Genomic DNA, 22,865 nt, shown 5'->3' with positions numbered 1-22,865 from the left:
GAGGGGCGGGCCTGTCACGTAAACCGGTTGTCCCTTGGAAAACCACGCGGCGCCATGCGGCCAGCGCCCGCACGTTTCGCGGCCCATTCAGCCAGTTCGGTTTGCGTGCGGGTGCGTCCTGCGGGGTCAAGCCACGACAGACCATCTGCGAGCGTGAATGTCGTGGCATCCGACAATCCGCCGTCTTTGTATTTCTGCAATCGCACACCTTTGCCACGGCCCATTTCGGGCAGCTCATCCAGCGGGAACAGCAGCACTTTGCGGTTTTCGCCGACGCAGGCCACGTAATCGCCCGTCACTGTCGAACAAACCCTGGCGCGCACGTCGCCCTTGACGTTCAACACCTGTTTACCCGCACGGGTCTGCGCGATGACGTCATCTTCGGGCACAACGAACCCGTCGCCAGCGGACGACGCGACCAGCAATTTATTGCCCGCGCGGTGGATGAAGAGCGCGACAATTTCAGCCTCGTTTGGCAGGTCCACCATCAAGCGCAACGGTTCGCCCATGCCGCGCCCACCCGGAAGGGTCGATGTGCCCATCGTGTAGAAACGCCCGTTTGAACCAAAGACCAACAAACGGTCGGTGGTTTGCGCATGGAACACGAACCGCCCTTCGTCGCCGTCTTTAAATTTCAATTCGCGCGCCAGATCAATGTGGCCCGTCAACGCCCTGATCCAACCCATCTTGGAACAGACAACAGTGACAGGTTCTTTGTCGATCATCGCTTCAAGCGGCACATCTTCGACAACGCCAGCGACGGCAAATGCCGTGCGCCGCGCGCCACCTTCGGAATTGGACCCGAACAATTTGCGAGTCTCACGCAGTTGGTCTGCGATAGTTTTCCACTGCAGGTCTTCGCTGTCCAAAAGGTCTTCGAGCCCAGCGCGTTCAAGCATCAAAGCATCACGTTCTTTGACGAGTTCGATTTCTTCGAGGCGGCGCAAAGACCGCAGCCGCATGTTCAGAATGGCCTCGGCCTGCACGTCGGTCAGGCCCATCTCGGGCTCACTGACCAGCCCAGTCAGGGGCGACACGTAGTCCGCTTCGTCCATGGCACGGGCGTGGGTTTTGCCCCAATCCTCTGCCATCAGCGCCTTTTTAGGATCATTGTCATAGCGGATAATATCGATCACGCGGTCAAGGTTCAGGAAGGCGATGATAAAACCTTCGAGGACCTCAAGGCGGTGGTCGATCTTGACCATCCGGTGTGTACTGCGGCGGATCAGCACGTCGCGGCGGTGATCAAGGAAGGCGCGCAATACTTCCTTGAGCGAGCATACCTTTGGCGTCAGACCATCGATCAGAACGTTCATGTTCAAGCTAAACCGCGTTTCCAGTTCGGAATTGCGGTACAGCATGCCCATCAGAACTTCGACGTCGACGTTCTTGGATTTCGGTTCCAGTACGATGCGGATGTCTTCGGCAGATTCGTCACGCACGTCCGCAAGGATCGGGACCTTTTTAAGCTCAATAATCTCAGCCAATTTTTCAATCAGTCGTGATTTTTGCACCTGATAAGGGATTTCGGTGATGATGACCTGCCACTGGCCCCGACCGAGATCCTCGACTTCGTACTTACACCGCAGGCGGAAACCGCCCTTACCTGTGCGATAGGCTTCGGCGATGTTTTCTTTTGGTTCAACGATGACGCCGCCAGTGGGAAAGTCGGGGCCTGGGATATAATCGAGCAGGGTTTCATCCCGCGCATTCGGCGATTTGATCAGATGCAAACAGGCGCCGATCAGTTCTTCGAGGTTGTGGGGCGGGATATTCGTCGCCATGCCCACCGCGATGCCGCTTGATCCATTGGCCAAAAGGTTCGGGAACGCGGCTGGTAAGACAACAGGTTCTTCCAGCGTGCCATCATAATTTTCGCGGAAATCAACGGCGTTTTCGTTCAGCCCCTCAAGCAGTGCCTCAGCAGCGGCGGTCATCCGCGCTTCTGTATATCGCGCCGCCGCAGGGTTATCACCGTCGATATTGCCGAAGTTCCCTTGGCCATCAACCAACGGGTAGCGCACGTTAAAGTCCTGCGCCAATCGCGCCATCGCATCATAAATCGCAGCGTCACCGTGGGGGTGATAGTTGCCCATCACGTCACCAGAAATCTTGGCAGATTTTCGGAAACCTCCCTTGCTGGCGAGCTTAAGTTCGCGCATCGCATAAAGAATTCGCCGATGCACAGGTTTCAGCCCGTCGCGGGCATCAGGCAGCGCGCGGTGCATAATCGTTGACAGCGCATAGGTCAGATACCGATCACCCAGCGCACGGCGCAGCGTTTCGGTCGGGTTCATCTTGGGGTCTAGTGCGTCATCATTCATGGATCGTGTGTATCCAAGCCGCATTTGCGCGACAACGGCGAAATCAGATGCATTGTGTGAATTTTTCCCCGCAGATTTCGGATTATGCCCCTGACGGAACACCGCGGATTTGGTATAGTTGTCGCGTAAACAGTATCAGAATCTCTGGGGGTTCGCGATTATGAAACGCTATGTATGGCTAACACTCGCCCTTATGGGTTGGATCTACTACGAAATGTCGGACGGTTCGGACTTTGCGCCAAATGAACATCAGGTCGCGGCTGTCGAACTGGAAGTACCTGAAATCGTTGCCCGTGCTGACACCGCAACGCTGATGTCTGTTTCATCATCCAACACTGTCGCCCAGCCCGAGGTTTCCGATGCGGACGTTTTGCGAGCGGTCGCGCTAGTGGTGGCGCTTGATACCGTAGAGCCGGACGTTATCGCGGTGGTTGAGACCGTTGTGGAACCAGAATTGGACATCCGAGCAGTCGCCGGATCGCGCGTGAACTTGCACATGGGGCCTGGCACCGGATTTGAAGTGATCACCACGCTGGATGGCGGCACCAAGATTGAAGTGCTGGACGTTGATGCCGACGGTTGGGCGAATGTCAGCACTGTGGATCGCGGCATTGAGGGGTGGATGGCCGAACGTCTGCTGAGCGATCCAGAAACCTGATTGCCGCCGCCCCCCGCAGCGGGCATCAACTGCGCATGACACAATCCATTCTCATCACTGGCTGTTCGTCGGGCATCGGCTATGACGCAGCCCACGGGATGCGCGCCGCAGGCTGGCGCGTTTTTGCGTCGTGCCGCCAGCAGGTCGACTGTGACCGGCTCAAGGCCGAAGGGTTCGACGCGCCGCTGATTGACTACGCCGTTTCTGCCAGCATTAAGACCGGACTGGCGCAGGTGTTGGCCGCAACGGGTGGAACACTTGACGCCTTGTTCAACAACGGCGCATTTGGCACCCCCGGCGCCGTTGAAGACCTGCCGCGCGCTGCGCTGCGCGAGATTTTCGAAACGAACGTGTTCGGCGTTCATGATCTGACAATCCGCGTCATTCCCGTCATGCGCGCCCAAGGCCATGGACGGATTGTGCAAAATTCATCGGTTCTCGGGCTGGTCGCGATGCGCTGGCGTGCGGCCTACGTCGCGACAAAATTTGCGCTTGAGGGGCTAACGGACACGCTGCGGCTTGAGATGGCAGATACCAACATCAAGATCATCACGATCGAACCAGGGCCAGTGACCTCCGAGATCCGCAAAAAATCGATCCCGCACTTTGAGAAGTGGGTCGATTGGGAAAATTCACCCCGACGTGCGCAATACGAATCAGGCCTGCGGAGACGTTTGTACGAAGACAGCGGGCCAGATAAATTTGAATTGCCCGCCTCTGCGGTGACTGCAAAGCTGCTCAGGGCTGTCACACACCGTAACCCTAAGCCGCGATATTATGTCACAACCCCAACCTACCTGATGGGTTTTTTACGGCGAATCCTGACGTCACGCGGCCTGGATCGTGTGTTGCGCAGGGGCTGACCCTTCCCTTTTGCGCATCGCCTGCTACCTGTCGCATCAAAATATAAAGGAGCCGAGATGATGACTGACAATTCGTTCTTCTATATGATCATAATCGCGTGCCTTGTTGTGGCGGGTGTTCTGGCTTGGGGCTTGTCATCGTTTCAGGCAGGCGGCGACGGCAAGAAGTCAAACAAGATTATGCAGTTGCGCATCGCGGCACAATTCGTGGCCGTCATTTTAATCGTAGGCTTCGCCTATTTCCGATCCATGGGGGGCAATTGATGGTCGTTCTAAACAAGATTTACACAAAGACCGGCGACGGCGGCGAAACGGCGTTGGGTAACGGCAGCCGTGTGGCGAAACATTCAAAGCGCGTGACAGCATATGGCACGGTTGATGAAACCAATGCGACGGTTGGTCTGGCCCGACTGCACGCAAGCGATGACATGGACGCGCAATTGGCGATGATACAAAATGATCTGTTCGATCTGGGTGCGGATTTGTGCCGTCCCGACATGGAAAAAGACGCCAACGCTGAATATCCCCCGCTCCGGATGACCGATACGCAGGTTACGCGGCTCGAACATGAAATCGACGCGATGAATGATGTGCTGTCGCCCTTGCGCAGCTTTATTCTGCCCGGCGGGTCAGCATTGGCCGCACATCTGCACCTTTGCCGCACCGTTTCGCGGCGCGCCGAGCGGCTGTCAGTGGAATTGGCCACCGTGGAAACGGTGAACGCGTCAGCGGTGAAGTATTTGAATCGCCTGTCTGATTGGTTCTTCAACGCCTCACGTATTGCCAACAATGACGGCAAAGGTGATGTGTTGTGGGTTCCGGGCGCGAACCGTTAGGCCGCTATCGGCAAAAAACTTGGCGTCACATGGCGCTTACGGGTCGATTTTGTGCTGTTTTGATCATGTCAGCCACGCTACCAACTTCTAGACAATAGAATCCAACCTGGGAGAAACCACCGATGAAGGTCCTCGTACCCGTCAAACGCGTCATTGATTATAACGTGAAAGTTCGTGTCAAAGCGGACGGAACCGGTGTTGATCTGGCGAATGTTAAAATGTCGATGAATCCGTTTGACGAAATCGCTGTCGAACAAGCGATCCGTCTGAAGGAAGCTGGCAAGGCTGACGAAGTCATCGCCGTGTCTATCGGTGTTAGGCAATCCCAAGAGACCCTGCGCACTGCACTGGCAATGGGGGCTGATCGCGCGATTTTGGTCATTGCGACCGACGACGTGCACAACGACATTGAACCGCTTGCTGTTGCGAAGATTCTTAAGGGTATCATCGACGAGGAAAAGCCAGGCATCGTATTGGCCGGTAAGCAAGCGATCGACAACGACATGAATGCGACGGGCCAGATGCTGGCTGCGTTGACAGGTTGGGCGCAGGGCACATTTGCATCCGAACTTGAAGTCGATGGCGACACGGCCACAGTCACCCGCGAAGTGGACGGCGGCTTGCAGACGATCAAGCTGAAGATGCCTGCGATCATCACGGTTGATCTGCGTTTGAATGAGCCACGTTATGCATCGCTGCCCAACATCATGAAGGCCAAGAAAAAGCCGATGGATGAAAAAACACCGGGCGATTACGGCGTCGATGTGACACCGCGTCTGACCATTGTCGGAACTGCAGAACCTGAAACCCGCGCCGCTGGTATCATGGTTGGTTCAGTTGATGAGTTAATCGAGAAACTCAAAGAAGTGGGGGCTGTTTAAATGGCTGTTCTTTTAATTGCTGAAGTTGTGAATGGTGAATTGTCTGTGGATGCCACGGCAAAGGCGCTGACGGCTGCAAAGTCATTGGGTGACGTCACCGTTTTGTGCGCCGGATCCGGTTGCCAAGGTGCGGCAGCAGAGGCCGCCAAATTGGACGGCGTGTCCAAAGTTCTGTGTGTATCCGACGACGCCTATGGCCATGATTTGGCCGAACCAATGGCCGATATGATCGTATCGTTGGCGGGCGATTATTCCCACATTGTTGCGCCCTCAACCGCCGCGTCCAAGAACATCATGCCACGTGCTGCGGCGATGCTCGATGTGATGATCATTTCCGAGGTGGTTGAAGTGGTTGACGCCGACACTTTCGTGCGTCCAATCTATGCAGGCAACGCGTTGCAAACTGTAAAATCAACAGATGCGACAAAGGTCATGACGATCCGCACGGCGACGTTTGATGCCGCTGGGATGGGTGGTTCTGCAACCGTTGAAGAAATTGCAAGCGCTGGCAATTCCGGCCTGTCTGAATGGGTCGAAGACAAGGTCGCAACGTCTGATCGCCCTGAACTGACGTCCGCAGGGATCGTTGTGTCCGGTGGTCGTGGCGTTGGCTCCGAGGATGATTTCAAACTGATCGAAGGCTTGGCCGATAAACTGGGTGCTGCCGTTGGTGCGTCCCGTGCTGCGGTCGATTCCGGTTATGCCCCGAACGATTGGCAAGTTGGTCAGACCGGTAAAGTCGTTGCACCTGATCTATATGTTGCCGTTGGTATTTCCGGTGCGATCCAGCACTTGGCCGGCATGAAAGATTCTAAGGTTATCGTCGCGATCAACAAAGACGAAGAGGCTCCGATCTTTCAGGTCGCTGATTTCGGCCTCGTTGCCGACTTGTTTGATGCTGTGCCAGAGTTGACTGAAAAGCTCGGCTAGGTCGCATTAGTCTGGAATGGCTATTTAGATTGAAAGGCCCGCCAATCGGCGGGCCTTTTTTGGTTGAGGTAGATTTCAGCCAAGCGCGCGGATCAGTGGCCTGCGCAATGCTTTCGCCGCAGCCTCATGCGCTGCGACCCCTAGCATTCCCTGTGCCGCGAGCGCGTCGAGCGGGGCAAACTGCATACCGTCTAGCCTTCCGCGTTCTGCAACAACTTCGATGATATTGCTGACGTAGGGGCGCAGACCCTCGATCATTTTACGGTTCACAAACGCGGGGTGACTGGCTGAGCGAATGCCAGTGCTGACATCCTGCGGTGCCCGTGATGCAAGCCACAGCAGTATAACCGGCCCGTTGGCCTGCCCGACGAGCGATTTCATGCGCCGTGTCCAGGTCACCGCAAGCTGCTTACGGACCAGTTCAAAGCGATCACCGTCCACGGCACACAACCGCGCAATCAGATGCCCTGTGAAAGAAATCTCAGCAAAATCAATTTCAGGATAAAGCGCGATCAGTTTGTCTGTCGGAGCAATAAAGCGGTCATTGCGGCGCGGATGCACCTTGTAGAATGCATTACTAAGGCCCGTCGCGCCGGGTAACTGGATCACAGTTGCAGCCGCATCGTAACACAACGATTGGATCGCTGTGTCGTGCAAGAATGCATCTGGTCCGGCTGACTGACAGCCAAGGTTCAAACAAACCTCACCAATTTCGGTTTCGACATGGTCTGGAAACGGTTTTGGAATGTATTTTCCAAACGTCTCTGATCCGCCAAGAAAGGCAACGTAGCGGCCATCTGTTGGTCGTCGTGGTCCACGAAACGGTAGTTTCGACAGGCCATAGTTGCACGGCGTTAGGCGTAAAACGCCCCTCGGAATCATATCGGTCTTCATGGGTCCCACCCTTCTTAATTTACACTCACCACGGCCCACATTCTGCCGATTCTGTTGCTAAATCCCTAAAGTGTGCAATAGACTAAACTTGTTGCGATTTGCTGCGCTTGAGAGTGTCCCTGCGCACGCCTATGGTGACACCAAGCAACACAGGGCTGACAAAAATGGGCATTGAACGGATCGGCGTCGTGGGCGCAGGGCAGATGGGAAGCGGCATCGCGCATGTCTGCGCTTTGGCAGGCTATGACGTGTTATTAACAGACGTCAGCGAAGACGCCCTTGCCACTGCTGTTCAAAAAGTATCCGGCAACATGGACCGCCAAGTGTCCAAGGGCCTGATCACGGCAGCCGACAAAGACGAAGGCCTGCGCCGCATCGACACGACATTGAAATTGAAGGATCTTGGTCCCACCGATTTGGTGATCGAAGCCGCGACCGAACGCGAAACCGTCAAGCAGGCGATTTTCGAGGATCTGCTGCCGCATCTAACGCCAGATACGATTCTGACGTCCAATACATCATCGATTTCAATCACACGGCTTGCATCCCGTACGGACCGACCTGAAAAATTCATGGGGTTTCATTTCATGAACCCCGTCCCGATCATGCAACTGGTCGAATTGATCCGCGGCATCGCGACGGATGTGCCGACGTATGATGCCTGCAAAGGTGTGGTTGATCGGCTTGGGAAAACATCCGCCACAGCCGAAGATTTTCCGGCCTTCATCGTTAACCGCATCCTGATGCCGATGATCAACGAAGCTGTCTATGCGCTTTACGAAGGTGTCGGCGGTGTTTTATCCATTGATACATCACTGAAACTCGGCGCGAACCATCCAATGGGCCCGCTGGAACTTGCAGATTTCATCGGTCTGGACACCTGTCTGGCGATTATGAACGTGCTGCACGATGGGCTGGCGGATACCAAATACCGCCCCTGCCCGCTGCTGACAAAATACGTCGAAGCTGGCTGGTTGGGTCGTAAAACAGATCGCGGATTTTATGATTATCGCGGTGAGGTTCCGGTTCCCACGCGCTAGTTTTTCAGCGCCAAGGTGTGTTCGCGCAGCCACGCCATAAACGCCCGTGGATCATCGCCTCGTTCTGCGACTTCTTCGGGTGTGATCGGCTTGCCGATGATTGGGCTTTGCGGCTTGTCGAGGGCATGGGCGATTTCGTGGATCAACAAACCCTGACGCAGCGTCGCGCTTATCTGGTTGGCAATTTGATAGGCCCGCGAGTTGCTGCCTGGAAAAAAACACGGAACGACCGTGGCGCCAGATCGACGGATCATTTTAGCGGTAAAAACGTTCCATTCTTCTTCGATGGCGGGCCCCCACATCGTTTTGGATGATGCAACAACTCCGGACGGGAACAGCGCGATGAGCCCGCCATTGCCCAGATGTTCCATCGATTTCGCCCGCATTTCGATCATTTTTTCTTGCGCATCCACTTGGTGCACAAACGGAACCGGAATCATGTAACTCGACGCCGTTTCGTCGATTCCCGTCAACAAGGACCGCGTCAGAATGCGATAGTCATTGCGGCGGCGGCCAATCAAGTCCGCCAAAATCATGCCATCAATCAAACCATGAGGATGGTTCGCAACGAACATCACAGGACCCTTTTCGGGGATGTTTTCAAGCTGGTTTAGCGGGGTTTGGACATCTATTCCCATGACCTTCATGGTGGCAGGCCAGAACGCCTGACCGGAGGGTTGTCCACTTTTTTCAAAGGCGCGGATGCGGCGCACGATCGTAATCTTGCCGGTCATCCATTCCATTGCCTTGATAAACCAACGCTTTGTGTTGCTATCAAAGGTTTCAGAATACGTAAGGGAACGGCGATCATAGACGCGCGGCACCTCGGCCTCGTCGCGCGACGTTTGTGATCTTGTCGACATGTCGGTCAAGCGCAGTTTCCTAGCCTTTCGAGGGGCGGGACGCTAATCCCCTTCCCCGAACTTGTCGGCCACAAGTGCGTCCAGCGCATCCATGAGCTGATCGGCCTGCGGGCCTTTTGTTTCAACCTCAATAGAGGTTCCAACGGAAGCTGCCAACATCAAAAGCCCCATTATACTGTCGCCATCGGCAGACATCCCATCTCTGGATGCTTCGGCTTGGGCGTCAAATTTCTCAACGGTTTCGACAAACTTGGCAGACGCGCGCGCGTGCAACCCTTTGATATTGGTAATATTCAGGGTGCGTAGCGCCATTTTCTGCCCTTAGGTGTCCAATTCAACAGCGTGGCTGTCGATATATTTTCGTCCAGCATCCAGCGCCGCGTTCACGGCGTCGATGACGGTCTTGTTGCGCGACTTGGCGAGCTTTACGAGCATCGGAAGATTCGCACCATATAAAATGCGACGGTTCTGGAGACGACAGGCCCGTAGCGACAGGTTGGACGGCGACCCACCAAACATATCCGTCACAATCACCACGCCATCGCCGGTATCTACGGAATCGGCCGCATCGCAAATTTCATCTTGTTTGAGGCTTCGATCATCATCGGGTGCAATGGCGATGGCGTGAATTCCGGTCTGCTTGCCGACAACATGCTCTACTGCCGACAGGTACTCTGCCGCCAACCCGCCATGTGCAACAATCACAATTCCGATCAAATCCGCCACCCGTTGATCCGCCTTACGGCAGTGGACTCATCCGAGTCCGGTCCATTTCTCGATGCCGTTTAGACACCTGCCAACTTTGTTTCGCAAGGGCCAAGGCCAATTGTTCGGTTACGTAAACGGATCGGTGTTGCCCACCGGTACAGCCAAATCCAATGCTGAGATGGGATTTCCCCTCATCTCTGAAGGCGGGCAGCAGCATAAGAAGCAGATCTGCAACCTTGGCCAAGAATTTTGCAAGCCGCGCGTCCGTTTCAATATACGCCCCCACAGCAGGATCGAGGCCGGTTGATGCACGCAGCGACGAGTCCCAGTATGGATTCTTAAGAAACCGGCAATCAAACATCATATCCACCCCTTTCGGGGTTCCGCGTTTGTACGAAAACGACTGTAAGCTAATTCCGAACAGCGCAGCGCCGCGATCCCCGAACCAATCAGTCAGGTGCGCCTTAAGGTCGTGTGGCGACATGTCAGACGTATCCAGAAGAAATTCCGCTTGTTGGCGCAACGGCGTGAGCAAATCTGCTTCACGCCTGATCCCTTGAATCGCTGGTTCATCAGGGGCAAGCGGATGACGGCGACGCGTTTCGGAATAACGCCGAACAAGAGTGTCTTCCCCTGCTTCAAGGAATAGCAATTGTGCGTCGATATCTGCCCGTTGGTGCAACTGTGTCATCAAATCTGAAACGCCAGACACGGTGAAGTCACGGTTGCGAACGTCCAAACCAATCGCCAGCGGACGTGTGAGTTCACCATCCGTCAATCGCGGAATCAGCGTCAGCGGAACGTTATCAATCGCTTCGAACCCAAGGTCTTCGAGCACATTGATCGCTGTGGATCGCCCCGCACCGGACGGGCCACTTACGACGATCAGTTTTTGCGGTTTCGGAGTGTCGTTGCTCATTTCGGTCCTCGACTAGACAGGTCGTTCTGCCCGACCATGCATCATATAGTGCAGGATAACATCGGCAAAATGGGGGGTCGCGACGGTGTGAAGCAGCGCGATGTCATGTCCAAGCAGAGTGATCGTCTTGCGGACCGGCAATCGCGCGGCTTCATCGATGCCCAAATCGACAACCAGATGCAACGGTGCAGCTGGCGCAGGAACGGCATTCAGGATGCCAACGCCGCGCGCTTCGATGCGACCGGACAAGGTTGGCGGGCAACTGGCCATCAGGGTGGTCTGTATTGCCTCTAGCCATGTGATGTCATCGGCCAAAAGGGTCGCGCCAAGGGACATAAGTTTGAGCGCCAGTGTAGATTTTCCTGACCCTGACGGGCCACCAATTGCAACGGCTTTTCCGTGTATTACAACGGTGCTTGCGTGAAGTTGCAGGTGGCCTTCGGGCCCAATTTTGGGCGGCTCGGACAGCATCTAGACGGGAAGGCCAACCACAAAGCGCGCGCCAAGCGGTTCTGACCCGATGTCGGCGTCTGTCGGGCGGATATTTTCAGCCCAGATAACACCACCGTGCGCTTCGACGATCTGTTTTGAAATCGCCAGTCCAAGGCCTGAATTATCGCCAAATTGCGTTTCGGGTCGTTCGGAGTAAAAGCGTTGGAATACCTTTTGCAATGCGCCCTCCGGGATACCGGGACCAGTATCTTCGACGACGATCAGAACGCGGTTTTCGCGTTTTCGCGCCCAGACACGGATAGCATCGCCCTCTTCGCAGAACGAAATCGCATTGGATATCAGATTAACGAAAACCTGCGCCAGACGCCCTTCAAGACCCATAATTTCAATCGGATCTTTTGGCAGATCTGAGATGAAATCAACCCCCTGCTCCTTGGCTTGATTACCAAGGAATTTGGTCAGGTTGCCAAGTGTATTGATCAGATTGAACGCCTCTTCCTCTTCTTTGACCAGCTCCGAATCAAGCCGTGACGCGTTGGAAATATCGCTCACAAGGCGGTCCAGTCGCTGTACGTCATGTTCAATCACTTCAAGCATACGTTCGCGGTGATCTTCGCGCGTGACTTTACGCAGCGTGCCGACTGCGGATCGAAGCGACGCCAACGGGTTTTTGATTTCATGCGCCACATCAGCGGCAAATTGTTCATTGCCTTCGATGCGTTCAAACAGGGCCGATACCATGCCACGAATGGCGCCCGACAGACGGCCAATTTCATCTGGGCGACCTGTCAAATCAGGAATGTGAATGCGGTGTGGCGACATTTTGCGCGCGTTCCGGTCGCGTCCCAGTTCGGCGGCTTGGGCCAGTTCGGACAGCGGATGGGCAATGGTCGATGCCAAAGCAAGGCTCATGGCGATTGACACGATAATGCCAATAATAAACATCTGCAAAAGCTGTTCACGGTCACGACTAACCAATGCGTCAAGCTCACCCGGTGCGGAAACCAGCGCGATAACACCGACTGGCGTGCCGCCTTGTTGAACAACGGGCGTCAAAACTTTGAAGTAGGATCGACCTTGCGGGTCCACTTTTGTTTCAATCCATGTGCCGGTTTCGAGTGTAAAAGGCACCGCGTCCTGCAGTTCCGCCGTGAGATCAAGCGGCGCCACGTCTTGGTCGCCAGCGCCGAAAATGCTGGATAGCTTATGAAACAAACTGCTGAGCGCATTTGGAAGGAAAACACCCTGACTTTCGAGTTCAAGGCCAAGAACAGGTGCGTCCTGCGGGTTTGGATCGGACCGTTTTTGGACAAGCGTCCCGCTTGGATCGAGGAGGTACACGTCAATACCGCCGCGAAGATCAAGGTTTTCCAGCGTGATTTGCGCGTCCATACCATCGCCGCTCATGAGATTGACGGGGGCGTTGACTGGAAGTTGCGCTTCAAACACGTCCGCGATCAATTCAACTTCGTTGACCAGCGCGCTGCCGCGTTGATAGGCGAGATTGTCGCGTGCGGGGTTAAGGTAGAGCACACCTGCGACCAGAACGATCAGGCCCAACAGATTGAACGTGATGATCTTGCGTGCAAGCGGTGACTTACGCAGGTGAAAAATGCCGCGCCGTTTGCGCCGCTGTGCCGCCACACCATTCGCGGCGCGTGCCACAAAATCGTTGCCAAGCACGACCTGATCGTGTCCGTGCGCCGCGTCGCGCACAGACTTTAGATCCCTTACGTCAATCTTTGGGGCAACCGTCATGGAATGCCTACTTAATCTTCGTTGTACCGGTAGCCGATACCATAAAGCGTCTCGATCGCCGAAAATTCATCATCTGCCGTCCGCATCTTCTTGCGCAGACGTTTGATATGGCTGTCGATGGTGCGGTCGTCGACATAAACTTGATCGTCGTATGCCACATCCATCAACTGATCGCGAGACTTTACAAAACCGGGACGTTGAGCAAGCGCCTGCAAAAGCAAAAATTCGTTTACAGTTAGGGACACATCATTGCCCTTCCAGTTCACCGCATGTCGCAAAGGGTCCATCGTCAGATCGCCGCGGATCATGACTTTGGTTTCTTCAGTTTCTTCAATGATCTCCCCCGAGATCGCATCCTGACGGCGCAACAGCGCGCGAATGCGCTCAACCAACAAGCGCTGGCTAAAGGGCTTTTTGACGTAGTCATCCGCGCCCATGCGCAAACCAAGAACTTCGTCAATCTCATCGTCTTTGGATGTCAGAAAAATTACTGGCATTGATGTTTTCTGGCGCAATCGCTGCAACAAATCCATGCCATCCATGCGGGGCATCTTGATGTCAAGAACCGCCAATTCGGGCATGCGCTTGGTGAACGCATCCAGAGCCTGTTGACCATCAGCACAGGTTTCAACCTCAAAGCCTTCGGCTTCGAGTGTGATCTGTACGGATGTCAAAATATTCCGATCGTCATCGACAAGTGCGATTCGTGACATAATGCTGCCCTTTATACTGCTCGTGTTTTTCTGGCTACTTTTGCCTAATTTTTGTCACATTTAGGGGGCGCGAATCAATCAAAATTTGCAAAAGGCGGGCAATGAACATCTCTTTGTACCCCTACATACGGTAACCAATGACTAAAATGTCTCACTTATTGCATCCGCGCCTAACTTAGGTGGGCGGTTCTCCACCTTGGTGGCGCTAACGTGCAATTGATTGCGCTAACTGTGACAAAGGCGGGTGTTAACCCACAAAACCGTCATGTTAGATCGTTGTGTACGGGGCCTAAGCGCCTCTCAAACCTAGGAGCAAGACTATGGACCACGGCACGGTCAACCCATCCATGAAGCTGTCCGATCAGGACATCAATGGGCTGGGTCAGGTCTATTACAATTCCTCCGAAGACGATTTGATCGCGCAGGCGCTGGAGCGTGGCGAAGGCCAGCTAGGCAGAGGCGACACGTTGCTTGTGACCACTGGGAAATTCACTGGCCGGTCGCCGAAAGACAAACACGTCGTGCGGTCGGCCACCACAGAGGACACCATTTGGTGGGAAAATAATGCCGAGATGACCCCAGATGCGTTTGATCGTCTGTATGATGATCTGGTCGTGCACATGGGCGGCAAGGACTATTTTGTACAGGATTTGTTTGGTGGATCTGACCCAGCGCATCGTTTGGACGTGCGTGTCGTGACAGAACTGGCGTGGCACGGGTTGTTCATTCGCCACATGCTGCGCCGCCCCGAGGCGGCTGAGCTTGCGGGTTTTGCACCCGACTGGACCGTCATCAACTGCCCAAGCTTCTTTGCTGATCCGGAACGCCATGGTTGTCGGTCCGAAACGGTCATCACGATGAATTTTGATCGCAAGATGATCCTGATCGCAGGTACTGAATACGCGGGCGAAAATAAGAAATCGGTCTTCACACTGCTCAATTACCTGCTGCCAGAGCAAAATATCATGCCAATGCATTGCTCTGCCAACCACGCCAAAGACAACCCTGTCGATAGCGCCGTGTTCTTTGGATTGTCCGGCACTGGCAAGACGACGTTGTCCGCCGACCCTAATCGCACCTTGATCGGTGACGATGAACACGGTTGGTCGGATCGCGGGATTTTTAACTTTGAGGGTGGCTGTTACGCCAAGACCATCGGTCTGAACCCCGAAGCAGAGCCCGAAATTTACGCCACAACCCAGATGCCCGGCACCGTTATTGAGAATATGGTGTTCGATCCTGAGACGTTGGAGCTGGATTTCAACGACGACAGCTTGACCGCGAACATGCGCTGCGCCTACCCGCTCCACTACATTTCCAACGCCAGTGACACAGCCTTGGGCGGACATCCCAAGAACATAATCATGCTGACCTGCGATGCGTTCGGCGTGCTGCCCCCGATTGCGCGGCTGACACCGGCGCAGGCCATGTATCACTTCTTGTCCGGCTTTACGTCCAAGGTTGCTGGCACCGAGCGCGGAGTGACGGAACCTGAGCCAACGTTTTCAACCTGTTTTGGTGCGCCGTTTATGCCACGCCGCCCGGAAGTCTACGGCAATTTAATGCGCGCCAAGATCGCGAACCATGGCGCGACCTGCTGGCTCGTCAACACCGGTTGGACCGGCGGCGCCTATGGCACCGGATCGCGGATGCCGATTAAGGCAACGCGCGCTTTGTTGACGGCCGCGCTGAATGGGACGCTGGTAGAAGGGCAATTCCGCAAAGACGCAAATTTCGGCTTTGATGTGCCCGTGGCGTGCGATGGCGTGGATGCTGTCCTTCTGAATCCACGCGACACCTGGGGCGAGGCTGCTGGTCAAGCGGCGGCCTACGATACGCAAGCCACTAAACTGGTCAATATGTTCGCCAACAATTTCGCGCAATACGTCCCGTTCATTGATGATGATGTCAAAGCCTGCGCGATTGGCTAGGCTGCCAGCATGAAGAAGATGTGCCTGACACGAACGCGCAGCGCCTTTGCTCTGTACCTCGCAGCGACTTTGGCGGCGGGCATGGCTTGGGGCAACGTGGCGTCTGCGGAGGAAGACGACTTTGTCTCAACAGAGGTTGGCTTCTTTGAGGCTGGGGTGATCTGCGCACAGGCGAGCAACGTGGTGCGTGATGCGCCGGACACCTTAGCGGGCAGTACCCATGTCATTGAAGACGCGCCACCGTTTGTCAGCGAAGGACGCATCGTTCCAGCGGTGTTGGGAATCGGTTTCGGGGTTCGATCTGGCCTTGCGACCGAATTTGGTCAAGATGGTGTTTTGATGACAATCACGCACCCGCCGCTCGGCGGCAGTGGTGTTACACAACAGAGTTTTATAAGTAACATCGGATCAAGCACCGCCCCCAGTGTTACGTTTTATCAGTTTGATTATGGATATGAACTGGCCTTGGGCGAGTGGGTTATGACGGCCAGTCGGGACGGCGATACTCTTTACGAAACCACATTCACCGTCGTGTCACCCAGCGCGCTGCCGGACCTTGCGGGTGTTTGCGGCTACCTTGACCTGCTCAGCTAGCCAAACACCGCACGTCGCAGCAAATTCGCCCCCGCGAGAACAAGAACAACCAGCGTAACAGACCGAAATGCCGCCTGCGGAATGCGGTCCTGTATGCGAAATCCCAACCACACGCCCACCAGCGCGAACGGCAAAACCGTGAGCGTTAGAGGCAGTGAAGCGGCCCGCAAGACCCCTGTCTGAATATGCGAACCCGCAAGTGCGACGGCAGCCAATCCATAGATCACGCCCTGTGCCCGCATTTGTTCCTGCTTGGGCGTGTCGATCGCCGTCAGGTAGCCAACCGTTGGCGGCCCCCAAATACCGGACATGCCGCCGATGAAGCCCGCGACGCCGCCAACTGCGGCCTCAATGCGAGCAGATCGCTGCGCCAATTTGGGGTGCCATCCGGCCAATTGCAGTGCTGCAAACAGCGCGACTGGCGCGCCGATCAATCCATACAGGACACGCGCGTCAAGAACGCGGACGAGTTGCGCACTGATTACCAACATCACCAAACCACACGCAAGAAACGGACGAAATTGAACGACAGTTTGGATCGCATTGCCAATGCCCTGCCGCAGCGCCTGCCACCCGTTTGTAACCAGTGTTGGGACGATTAGCGCGGCCAGCGCCTGTTCGGGGGGCAGAACCAGCGTCAGACCCGAAATAAAGATCATCGGCATTGCAAAGCCCACGACACCCTTTACCAATCCCGCAAGCACTGCGACGGCCAGAACGAAAACGACGGAATAAAAGCTGTCTAATCCAAGAAAGTGATCCATATTGCGTGGGATACACTGCGTCGACGCTGGCCGCACGACAATTCCACCCAGTCATTTTCGTTCGTTGGATAGGTTTTTAGCGAATTATTATTGCGCCGCCACTGCGAAGGCGATATTTCTGAACCTGCACAATCAAGGATTTACCCATGCCCCGTGACGCACATGACCAGAACGCCAAATCCACGCCCGTCTTACCGGACTTGCTGGCCACAACTGCTGCGACCATCGCGCCGCTGCGTGCCTTGCTAGAGACCGCCAAAGACTGTGTGCGCGACAAAGTAATGGTCGATGGCCGTGCCTCAGGCGCGTTGGTTGAGGCGGAACAGACTGCGGCCCACGGTCTGGCGTGGCTCGCCACCTATGTCGAAGCACTGGCACAGATGCAGGTCTGGGCAGAAAAACTACTGGCGGACAGCAAATTCGGTGAGGTCGAACAACTGATCCACCAGATCGCGTTCGGCGAATACCTCTGGCAGATTTATGGCGGCATCCCGATGAATCAGGGTGAGATTTTGCGCCTGCAAGACATCGGCCTGACCCAAGACCAGATGCGCATAATGATGGAGCCGAGCGTTAAGGCGCTGACCCAGCACGCCAACACCCAAGCGGCGCGATTGCGCCTTGTCGATCTGATGCAAGAACGCAGCGCCGAAGTCACCGTTGGGGCCACCGGCCTTGACGATGAACTGGACATGATCCGCGAACAATTCCGCCGCTATGCTGTCGAAAAGGTAGAACCGTTTGCCCATGAATGGCACCTCAAGGACGAATTGATCCCGACGTCGGTGATCGATGAGCTTGCTGAAATGGGCGTGTTCGGTCTGACAATTCCAGAAGAATACGGCGGGCTTGGCCTGTCCAAAGCATCAATGTGTGTGGTTTCCGAGGAATTGTCGCGCGGCTACATTGGTGTTGGATCTCTGGGCACACGCACCGAAATTGCCGCCGAATTGATCATCGCAGGCGGCACCGAAGAGCAGAAACAAAAATGGCTTCCAGCCTTGGCGAGTGCGGAAAAACTGCCGACCGCGGTGTTCACCGAACCTAACACGGGGTCCGACCTTGGCGCGCTGCGCGCACGGGCCGTGAAAGACGGCGACGATTACCGCGTCACCGGCAACAAGACATGGATCACTCACGCATCGCGCACCCATGTGATGACGCTTCTGGCGCGCACCAATCCCGATTCGTCGGATTATAAGGGCCTGTCGATGTTCCTCGCGGAGAAGACACCAGGCGATGATGCACACCCGTTCCCGACCGAAGGCATGACCGGCGGCGAGATCGAAGTCCTCGGCTATCGCGGCATGAAAGAACACGAACTTGCGTTCGATAACTTCCACGTTAAGGGGGAGAACCTGCTTGGCGGGGAAGAAGGCAAGGGCTTCAAGCAACTTATGGAAACATTCGAGAGCGCGCGCATCCAGACGGCAGCGCGTGCCATCGGTGTGGCCTGTTCCGCCCTCGATGTGGCGATGCAATACGCGCAAGATCGCAAACAGTTCGGCAAATCCCTGATCGAATTTCCCCGCGTCGCCAACAAACTGGCGATGATGGCGGTCGAGATCATGATCGCACGCCAACTGACCTACTTTTCAGCGTTCGAAAAGGACGAAGGTCGGCGCTGCGATGTCGAAGCCGGCATGGCAAAACTTCTTGGCGCGCGCGTCGCTTGGGCGGCTGCGGACAATGCGCTGCAAATTCACGGTGGCAACGGATTTGCCTTGGAATATAAGGTCAGCCGCATCCTGTGTGACGCGCGGATCCTCAACATCTTTGAAGGGGCTGCCGAAATTCAGGCGCAGGTCATCGCCCGACGTATCTTGTGACGAAATTCGGCCAATAATAATAAATTATTGGCCCAACCCGCCTATTTAAACGGCACCAAAATGCAGGGCATTTCACGCAAGTTCGGCAAATCATCAATGACAAATTCGCCGCAATCTGAAAGCGCCGCAGCGGATGCTTCGCTTGGCGATCCATAGCCCCAAACGACTGAATAGGCACCGTCTTCGCTCACCGCCATGGCGCGAAAACTGCCCCAAGTTGGGTCTGGATTGTCAAAATATCCCGCTGCTTCCGGGGCGAGACTGATCTGTCCGGCCTCAAGCGGCGCATAGCCCTGCGGCAGGATTTCAGCATAGACTAAACAGATCGGCCCCTGTTTCAGGCACTCTTCAATGGCAATTTCGCGTGCAGCCTCAAGGGAATTCGCGCCCGTGACAAACCCGTAACCAAAGTCCTTGGTGATCGCAAAAGCCCCGAAAAACACGGTGTCAGCCAGAAAATCGGTTTCTTACGCGGTGAGCGGCCCATCCGGCAATTGCAGCCCCGACAGCCGATTCTCAACACCCGCAGGCGGGTAGGTCAGGACCTGCTGCACAGGTTCGACAAAGTCGATCTGTGTCAGCAGTGGCCCGACATCTGAAACCGAATTCGGCAGGGTGAGTGAAAGGGTTAACACAAAATCTAAAATCATTACGTCCTCCAACTATACGCCTAGACAATCACGGGTTGACGCATCCGCAAAGATTCGCCCCCCTTTTTTTGATCAAAACGGATGCATATGTTGCAGACATGCTGAAAATAATGCCCCTCCTGATACCCCTCGCCTTTCTCAACACCTGTGCTGGCGATGAGAGCATTGCAGGTTACGTCGATCCGTCGGCTGAGTATGATTTGGTCGAAATCGACGGTGAGGCGATCAATTTAAGGGCCACGATCACATTTCCTTCGGCGGGAGAGGTCGTCGGCCAAGCCCCGTACAATCGCTATTTTGCGACCCAGACAGTGCCCTACCCGTGGTTCAGCCTTGATGGGATCGGGGCGACCCGCATGGCCTGCCCAGAAATGGCGGCAGAAACTGCATTCTTTGAGGCGCTCGAAGACATGACATTATCCGAAGCGTCAGGTGACACGTTGATTCTGTCCAATTCTGATGGCCGCCAGATGGTGTTCGTGGCGCGCTAGGCCAGCCGTTTCATCGCATCAATCAACCGCTGACGGGCTTCGGGGATTGGCAAATTACCAAGCGATTTAGCGAGGTGATTGTTGAGGAAATGCCCCGTGGTACGCAGCGCCAGAACAATTTCGTTGAGATCTGCGTCGCCCTTGCCCAACAAGACATGCGGCAACGGAAGCAAACGATCCGCCCACTCGCCAGCCGCCAATCTTGACACAGCACGCCCCGTTCGCGGTGATACATAGAACAGATCGTCGTTCAGGCCGGACACAGCGCAGGCTGACAAGTCCATCCCGAACCCCATTTCATCCAGCAATGCGATCTCCCATTGCAGATAGGCCAACGGCCAGACGTCGTTTTGGCCCAACAGGTCCAGCAATTGGATAGTGCGGGCATAAAGCTGTGCGTGGGCTTCGCGATCTGGCAACAGAAATGACAAAAGCCCAGTCACTGCGTTCAGCCCTGCCAGCGCCAGTCGATCCTGCATGACTTGGGCTGTGCGACTGCGGATGGGTTCAACAGTAAAGCTGCCAAGGTGATCTTCAAGCCGCGCTTTCCACGTCACATCCAGTTGCGCACCCGGTTGCAGCGTTGGCGCGATCTTACGGCTGGTGCCGCCACGCACGATGCCAGCGGTCAGGCCGCGCGACGGGGTAAACACCTCAATAATAGCGGAGCTTTCGCCGTGTTTGCGGACCCGTATCAAAGCCCCTTCATCGCGCCATTCAATCATCTGTATAGTCTAGGCGAGAGCCGATCTTAGGCAAGCGAAGGATCGTCTAGCAAATGACGGCCATCACGGTCTTCAACCTCAAGTACCCAGATGTCGGGATCAAATCCAGCTTGTTTGCTCAGGGATGAGTCAACGTCTGCCTCAGGCCCTTCGGCAAAAACGACCCATTCACGTTCCCCTGACATCATGTCAAACTGGCGCTGGAAGGCCTTTGCCTGCCCGTCGAGCGTGTTGAGTTTAACCAACACGGACCCCGCCGTTTTGTCGCCCTTACGGGTCACAAACACGGGGATTTCAACAAGTCGCAACCGCGTCAAATAGGCGGACACCCAGAATTCGCTCGTCAGGCGTGCGCTCACAGGTCGCACCAAAATTTAGGAATTTTGGTCAGGCCCGTCATTCGTTTCCGTCTTTGAAATTAAGACCCATTTCGGAATACCGATCAGAATCTTCGAGCCAGTTTGGACGCACTTTAACCTGTATAAACAGATGAACTTTGCGGCCCAGAAATTCCACCAATTCCGCACGGGCAGCTTGGCCGACTGACTTGATCGTTTCACCACGGTTGCCGAGCACGATGCCCTTGTGACCATCACGCATGACATAGACCAACTGGTCGACCTTGCAGGACCCGTCTTTGCGCTCTTCCCAATTTTCTGTCTCAACAGTGAGTTGATACGGCAATTCCTGATGCAGGCGCAGCGTCAGCTTTTCGCGGGTGATTTCAGCAGCGATCATGCGCAGGGGCAGATCGGCGATTTGATCTTCGGGGTACAACCACGGCTCGACGGGCATCCGCTCAGCCAGCCAAGTGCGCAAAGTTCCAGCGCCGTGGCCCTTTTCGGCAGAAATCAGGAACGTTTCGGCAAACGCGAAGCGTTCGTTCATTTCTTTCGTCAGGCCGAGCAAAACCGGCGCTTCGACGCGGTCGATCTTGTTGATTGCCAGCGCGATTGTGCGGCCTTTGCCAACATCGCCCAAGCGTTCCAAAATCGCCTCGACACCCTTTGTGATACCACGGTGCGCTTCGATCATCAGCACGACCACGTCAGCGTCAGAAACCCCGCTCCATGCGGCGGCGACCATTGCGCGGTCCAGACGGCGTTTGGGCTGAAACAGGCCGGGCGTGTCAACGAACACGATCTGACTGTCGCCTTCAATCGCAACGCCGCGGATACGGGCGCGCGTTGTCTGAACCTTGTGGGTGACGATGGATACTTTTGCGCCAACCATACGGTTCAACAAAGTCGATTTACCCGCGTTGGGTTCACCGATCAGGGCGACAAATCCGGCGCGTTGCACCGCTACGTCCGGGGTGATTGATTGGGTGTCTGGGGTGCCTTCGGTCACGTCGTCTCTCCTTGTACGCGGTCCAATAGGGACTTGGCGGCGGCTTGTTCGGCTTGGCGTTTGCTGGGCGCTGTCGCCGTGTCAGTGGCCCCTGAATGCAGACGCACTTCTATGGTAAATATCGGCGCGTGATCGGGGCCGGACCGTGCCGTTTCGATATAGCTGGGTGGCGGTTCGCCTTGCCCTTGGGCCCATTCTTGCAGGGCCGTCTTGGGATCACGCGCGTCTTCTTCAACGTTTGAAATCCGGTCGCCCCAAAGGGCGACAACCCGTTCGCGGGCAACGTCAAATCCGGCGTCGATATAAACTGCGGCAATCACCGCTTCCATTGCGTCAGCCAAGAGCGCTTCCTTGCGCCGCCCGCCTGTCAGCATCTCGGATCGACCAAGCTTCAACACGGCACCAAGGTCAATCTGACGGGCCACATCCGCACAAGTTTCTTTACGCACAAGCGCGTTGAAACGTGGGGCCAACAGGCCTTCGGGGGCATTTACGTCAGCCTGCAACAGGGCCTCTGACATGACCAAACCCAAGACGCGATCGCCCAGAAATTCGAGCCGCTGATTGTCATCACGATTGGGCGTCGACATGGATGAATGGGTCACCGCGCGGATGAGGTGTTCAGGCTTGGCGAAGGTGTGGCCAATCCGGTCTTGAAAGTCGCGAAGTGCGCCAGACAGTTTCATGAAAT

Annotated in this window: 27 protein-coding genes; 11 read left to right on the top strand and 16 right to left on the bottom strand. The window is 55.5% G+C overall.

The features are described 5' to 3' along the window. Positions 1–14: 14 nt before the first annotated feature. Positions 15–2,324, bottom strand: a complete 2,310-nt coding sequence (locus OA238_RS01285; RefSeq protein ID WP_044036062.1) for a DNA topoisomerase IV subunit A — start codon at positions 2,322–2,324, stop codon at positions 15–17. A gap of 160 nt (positions 2,325–2,484) precedes the next feature. Here OA238_RS01285 and OA238_RS01280 point away from each other — a divergent pair, with 160 nt between their 5' ends. The 6 genes from OA238_RS01280 to OA238_RS01255 all read left to right on the top strand — a co-directional run bounded on the left by OA238_RS01280 (position 2,485) and on the right by OA238_RS01255 (position 6,492). After that, positions 2,485–2,982: an SH3 domain-containing protein gene (locus tag OA238_RS01280; protein ID WP_015493751.1), complete on the top strand. Its 498-nt coding sequence runs from the start codon at positions 2,485–2,487 to the stop codon at positions 2,980–2,982. Positions 2,983–3,017: 35 nt separating this feature from the next. Then, complete coding sequence (locus tag OA238_RS01275) at positions 3,018–3,845, top strand: SDR family NAD(P)-dependent oxidoreductase (protein WP_015493750.1); 828 nt, start codon at positions 3,018–3,020, stop codon at positions 3,843–3,845. Positions 3,846–3,902: 57 nt separating this feature from the next. After that, positions 3,903–4,109, top strand: a complete 207-nt coding sequence (locus tag OA238_RS01270; RefSeq protein ID WP_338042815.1) for a twin transmembrane helix small protein — start codon at positions 3,903–3,905, stop codon at positions 4,107–4,109. Beyond that, positions 4,109–4,681 carry a cob(I)yrinic acid a,c-diamide adenosyltransferase gene (locus OA238_RS01265; protein ID WP_015493749.1) on the top strand — a complete coding sequence of 191 codons (573 nt, stop codon included), beginning with the start codon at positions 4,109–4,111 and terminating at the stop codon, positions 4,679–4,681. Before OA238_RS01270 ends, OA238_RS01265 begins: the two co-directional genes overlap by 1 nt. Positions 4,682–4,803: 122 nt before the next feature. After that, positions 4,804–5,562 carry an electron transfer flavoprotein subunit beta/FixA family protein gene (locus tag OA238_RS01260; protein ID WP_015493748.1) on the top strand — a complete coding sequence of 253 codons (759 nt, stop codon included), beginning with the start codon at positions 4,804–4,806 and terminating at the stop codon, positions 5,560–5,562. Continuing rightward, complete coding sequence (locus OA238_RS01255; protein WP_015493747.1) at positions 5,563–6,492, top strand: electron transfer flavoprotein subunit alpha/FixB family protein; 930 nt, start codon at positions 5,563–5,565, stop codon at positions 6,490–6,492. Between the two features lie 75 nt (positions 6,493–6,567). On the opposite strand, the gene OA238_RS01250 is transcribed toward OA238_RS01255, so the two are convergent. After that, entirely contained in the window at positions 6,568–7,386 is an 819-nt protein-coding gene (locus OA238_RS01250) for a DUF6473 family protein (RefSeq protein WP_015493746.1), read from the bottom strand. A 164-nt stretch (positions 7,387–7,550) separates the two neighbouring features. Here OA238_RS01250 and OA238_RS01245 point away from each other — a divergent pair, with 164 nt between their 5' ends. Continuing rightward, complete coding sequence (locus OA238_RS01245) at positions 7,551–8,426, top strand: 3-hydroxybutyryl-CoA dehydrogenase (RefSeq protein ID WP_015493745.1); 876 nt, start codon at positions 7,551–7,553, stop codon at positions 8,424–8,426. On the opposite strand, the gene OA238_RS01240 is transcribed toward OA238_RS01245, so the two are convergent. From OA238_RS01240 to OA238_RS01210, 7 genes are read right to left on the bottom strand one after another with little or no spacing between them, the layout of a single operon-like run. Further along, positions 8,423–9,289, bottom strand: coding sequence for a lysophospholipid acyltransferase family protein (locus OA238_RS01240; protein ID WP_015493744.1), 867 nt, complete (start codon positions 9,287–9,289; stop codon positions 8,423–8,425). The genes OA238_RS01245 and OA238_RS01240 overlap by 4 nt on opposite strands. A gap of 42 nt (positions 9,290–9,331) precedes the next feature. Then, a complete protein-coding gene (locus tag OA238_RS01235) occupies positions 9,332–9,601 on the bottom strand; it encodes an HPr family phosphocarrier protein (protein ID WP_015493743.1) in 270 nt (89 codons plus the stop codon). A 9-nt stretch (positions 9,602–9,610) separates the two neighbouring features. Then, positions 9,611–10,006 (bottom strand): PTS sugar transporter subunit IIA, encoded by a 396-nt coding sequence (locus OA238_RS01230; RefSeq protein WP_015493742.1) that lies wholly within the window; start codon positions 10,004–10,006, stop codon positions 9,611–9,613. 22 nt (positions 10,007–10,028) lie between these two features. Next, a complete protein-coding gene (gene rapZ, locus OA238_RS01225) occupies positions 10,029–10,916 on the bottom strand; it encodes an RNase adapter RapZ (RefSeq protein ID WP_015493741.1) in 888 nt (295 codons plus the stop codon). Between the two features lie 12 nt (positions 10,917–10,928). Next, positions 10,929–11,387, bottom strand: coding sequence for an HPr kinase/phosphorylase (locus tag OA238_RS01220; protein ID WP_015493740.1), 459 nt, complete (start codon positions 11,385–11,387; stop codon positions 10,929–10,931). After that, positions 11,388–13,127, bottom strand: coding sequence for a sensor histidine kinase (locus tag OA238_RS01215; protein ID WP_015493739.1), 1,740 nt, complete (start codon positions 13,125–13,127; stop codon positions 11,388–11,390). Between the two features lie 11 nt (positions 13,128–13,138). Further along, entirely contained in the window at positions 13,139–13,840 is a 702-nt protein-coding gene (locus OA238_RS01210) for a response regulator transcription factor (protein WP_015493738.1), read from the bottom strand. Between the two features lie 320 nt (positions 13,841–14,160). Between OA238_RS01210 and OA238_RS01205 the strand changes: the two genes are divergently transcribed. Then, positions 14,161–15,771: a phosphoenolpyruvate carboxykinase gene (locus OA238_RS01205; RefSeq protein WP_015493737.1), complete on the top strand. Its 1,611-nt coding sequence runs from the start codon at positions 14,161–14,163 to the stop codon at positions 15,769–15,771. A 9-nt stretch (positions 15,772–15,780) separates the two neighbouring features. Further along, positions 15,781–16,365: a DUF3859 domain-containing protein gene (locus OA238_RS01200; RefSeq protein ID WP_015493736.1), complete on the top strand. Its 585-nt coding sequence runs from the start codon at positions 15,781–15,783 to the stop codon at positions 16,363–16,365. On the opposite strand, the gene OA238_RS01195 is transcribed toward OA238_RS01200, so the two are convergent. Further along, the gene (locus tag OA238_RS01195) at positions 16,362–17,129 is read right to left on the bottom strand and encodes a sulfite exporter TauE/SafE family protein (RefSeq protein WP_044036056.1); all 768 of its coding nucleotides are present in this window, start codon (positions 17,127–17,129) and stop codon (positions 16,362–16,364) included. The genes OA238_RS01200 and OA238_RS01195 overlap by 4 nt on opposite strands. A gap of 146 nt (positions 17,130–17,275) precedes the next feature. Here OA238_RS01195 and OA238_RS01190 point away from each other — a divergent pair, with 146 nt between their 5' ends. Next, entirely contained in the window at positions 17,276–18,958 is a 1,683-nt protein-coding gene (locus tag OA238_RS01190; protein WP_015493734.1) for an acyl-CoA dehydrogenase family protein, read from the top strand. Positions 18,959–18,999: 41 nt separating this feature from the next. Here OA238_RS01190 and OA238_RS01185 read toward each other — a convergent pair whose 3' ends face one another. Beyond that, positions 19,000–19,401, bottom strand: coding sequence for a hypothetical protein (locus OA238_RS01185; protein ID WP_015493733.1), 402 nt, complete (start codon positions 19,399–19,401; stop codon positions 19,000–19,002). 24 nt (positions 19,402–19,425) lie between these two features. Beyond that, positions 19,426–19,608, bottom strand: coding sequence for a hypothetical protein (locus tag OA238_RS01180; protein WP_044036052.1), 183 nt, complete (start codon positions 19,606–19,608; stop codon positions 19,426–19,428). Between the two features lie 110 nt (positions 19,609–19,718). Between OA238_RS01180 and OA238_RS01175 the strand changes: the two genes are divergently transcribed. Continuing rightward, positions 19,719–20,099: an META domain-containing protein gene (locus OA238_RS01175; protein WP_245581421.1), complete on the top strand. Its 381-nt coding sequence runs from the start codon at positions 19,719–19,721 to the stop codon at positions 20,097–20,099. Here the strand turns inward: OA238_RS01175 and recO are convergent. Genes recO through rnc form a run of 4 tightly spaced genes read right to left on the bottom strand, consistent with a single transcriptional unit; the run spans position 20,096 to position 22,860 of the window. After that, positions 20,096–20,824 (bottom strand): DNA repair protein RecO, encoded by a 729-nt coding sequence (recO, locus tag OA238_RS01170; RefSeq protein WP_015493731.1) that lies wholly within the window; start codon positions 20,822–20,824, stop codon positions 20,096–20,098. The genes OA238_RS01175 and recO overlap by 4 nt on opposite strands. Before the next feature lie 26 nt (positions 20,825–20,850). Continuing rightward, positions 20,851–21,183 carry a DUF1491 family protein gene (locus tag OA238_RS01165; RefSeq protein WP_015493730.1) on the bottom strand — a complete coding sequence of 111 codons (333 nt, stop codon included), beginning with the start codon at positions 21,181–21,183 and terminating at the stop codon, positions 20,851–20,853. A gap of 37 nt (positions 21,184–21,220) precedes the next feature. After that, positions 21,221–22,174 carry a GTPase Era gene (gene era / locus OA238_RS01160; RefSeq protein ID WP_015493729.1) on the bottom strand — a complete coding sequence of 318 codons (954 nt, stop codon included), beginning with the start codon at positions 22,172–22,174 and terminating at the stop codon, positions 21,221–21,223. Further along, positions 22,171–22,860, bottom strand: coding sequence for a ribonuclease III (gene rnc, locus OA238_RS01155; protein ID WP_015493728.1), 690 nt, complete (start codon positions 22,858–22,860; stop codon positions 22,171–22,173). Before rnc ends, era begins: the two co-directional genes overlap by 4 nt. Positions 22,861–22,865 lie beyond the last annotated feature (5 nt).

Origin of the sequence: Octadecabacter arcticus 238, assembly GCF_000155735.2 — a bacterium.
Taxonomy (GTDB): domain Bacteria; phylum Pseudomonadota; class Alphaproteobacteria; order Rhodobacterales; family Rhodobacteraceae; genus Octadecabacter; species Octadecabacter arcticus.
The sequence above is the reverse complement of the archived record's forward strand: the minus strand, read 5'-3'. Positions and strand labels throughout refer to the sequence as shown.

Bases quoted from the DNA above. Each gene is read 5' to 3' on its own strand.
- rnc (WP_015493728.1), bottom strand. From the start codon at position 22,860: ATGAAACTGTCTGGCGCACTTCGCGACTTTCAAGACCGGATTGGCCAC.
- recO (WP_015493731.1), bottom strand. From the start codon at position 20,824: ATGATTGAATGGCGCGATGAAGGGGCTTTGATACGGGTCCGCAAACAC.
- OA238_RS01190 (WP_015493734.1), top strand. From the start codon at position 17,276: ATGCCCCGTGACGCACATGACCAGAACGCCAAATCCACGCCCGTCTTA.
- OA238_RS01265 (WP_015493749.1), top strand. From the start codon at position 4,109: ATGGTCGTTCTAAACAAGATTTACACAAAGACCGGCGACGGCGGCGAA.
- OA238_RS01235 (WP_015493743.1), bottom strand. From the start codon at position 9,601: ATGGCGCTACGCACCCTGAATATTACCAATATCAAAGGGTTGCACGCG.
- OA238_RS01205 (WP_015493737.1), top strand. From the start codon at position 14,161: ATGGACCACGGCACGGTCAACCCATCCATGAAGCTGTCCGATCAGGAC.
- OA238_RS01270 (WP_338042815.1), top strand. From the start codon at position 3,903: ATGATGACTGACAATTCGTTCTTCTATATGATCATAATCGCGTGCCTT.
- OA238_RS01250 (WP_015493746.1), bottom strand. From the start codon at position 7,386: ATGAAGACCGATATGATTCCGAGGGGCGTTTTACGCCTAACGCCGTGC.
- OA238_RS01175 (WP_245581421.1), top strand. From the start codon at position 19,719: ATGCCCCTCCTGATACCCCTCGCCTTTCTCAACACCTGTGCTGGCGAT.
- OA238_RS01210 (WP_015493738.1), bottom strand. From the start codon at position 13,840: ATGTCACGAATCGCACTTGTCGATGACGATCGGAATATTTTGACATCC.
- OA238_RS01245 (WP_015493745.1), top strand. From the start codon at position 7,551: ATGGGCATTGAACGGATCGGCGTCGTGGGCGCAGGGCAGATGGGAAGC.
- OA238_RS01195 (WP_044036056.1), bottom strand. From the start codon at position 17,129: ATGGATCACTTTCTTGGATTAGACAGCTTTTATTCCGTCGTTTTCGTT.
- OA238_RS01255 (WP_015493747.1), top strand. From the start codon at position 5,563: ATGGCTGTTCTTTTAATTGCTGAAGTTGTGAATGGTGAATTGTCTGTG.
- OA238_RS01275 (WP_015493750.1), top strand. From the start codon at position 3,018: ATGACACAATCCATTCTCATCACTGGCTGTTCGTCGGGCATCGGCTAT.
- OA238_RS01200 (WP_015493736.1), top strand. From the start codon at position 15,781: ATGAAGAAGATGTGCCTGACACGAACGCGCAGCGCCTTTGCTCTGTAC.
- OA238_RS01220 (WP_015493740.1), bottom strand. From the start codon at position 11,387: ATGCTGTCCGAGCCGCCCAAAATTGGGCCCGAAGGCCACCTGCAACTT.
- OA238_RS01280 (WP_015493751.1), top strand. From the start codon at position 2,485: ATGAAACGCTATGTATGGCTAACACTCGCCCTTATGGGTTGGATCTAC.
- OA238_RS01180 (WP_044036052.1), bottom strand. From the start codon at position 19,608: ATGATTTTAGATTTTGTGTTAACCCTTTCACTCACCCTGCCGAATTCG.
- OA238_RS01215 (WP_015493739.1), bottom strand. From the start codon at position 13,127: ATGACGGTTGCCCCAAAGATTGACGTAAGGGATCTAAAGTCTGTGCGC.
- OA238_RS01285 (WP_044036062.1), bottom strand. From the start codon at position 2,324: ATGAATGATGACGCACTAGACCCCAAGATGAACCCGACCGAAACGCTG.
- rapZ (WP_015493741.1), bottom strand. From the start codon at position 10,916: ATGAGCAACGACACTCCGAAACCGCAAAAACTGATCGTCGTAAGTGGC.
- OA238_RS01260 (WP_015493748.1), top strand. From the start codon at position 4,804: ATGAAGGTCCTCGTACCCGTCAAACGCGTCATTGATTATAACGTGAAA.
- OA238_RS01240 (WP_015493744.1), bottom strand. From the start codon at position 9,289: ATGTCGACAAGATCACAAACGTCGCGCGACGAGGCCGAGGTGCCGCGC.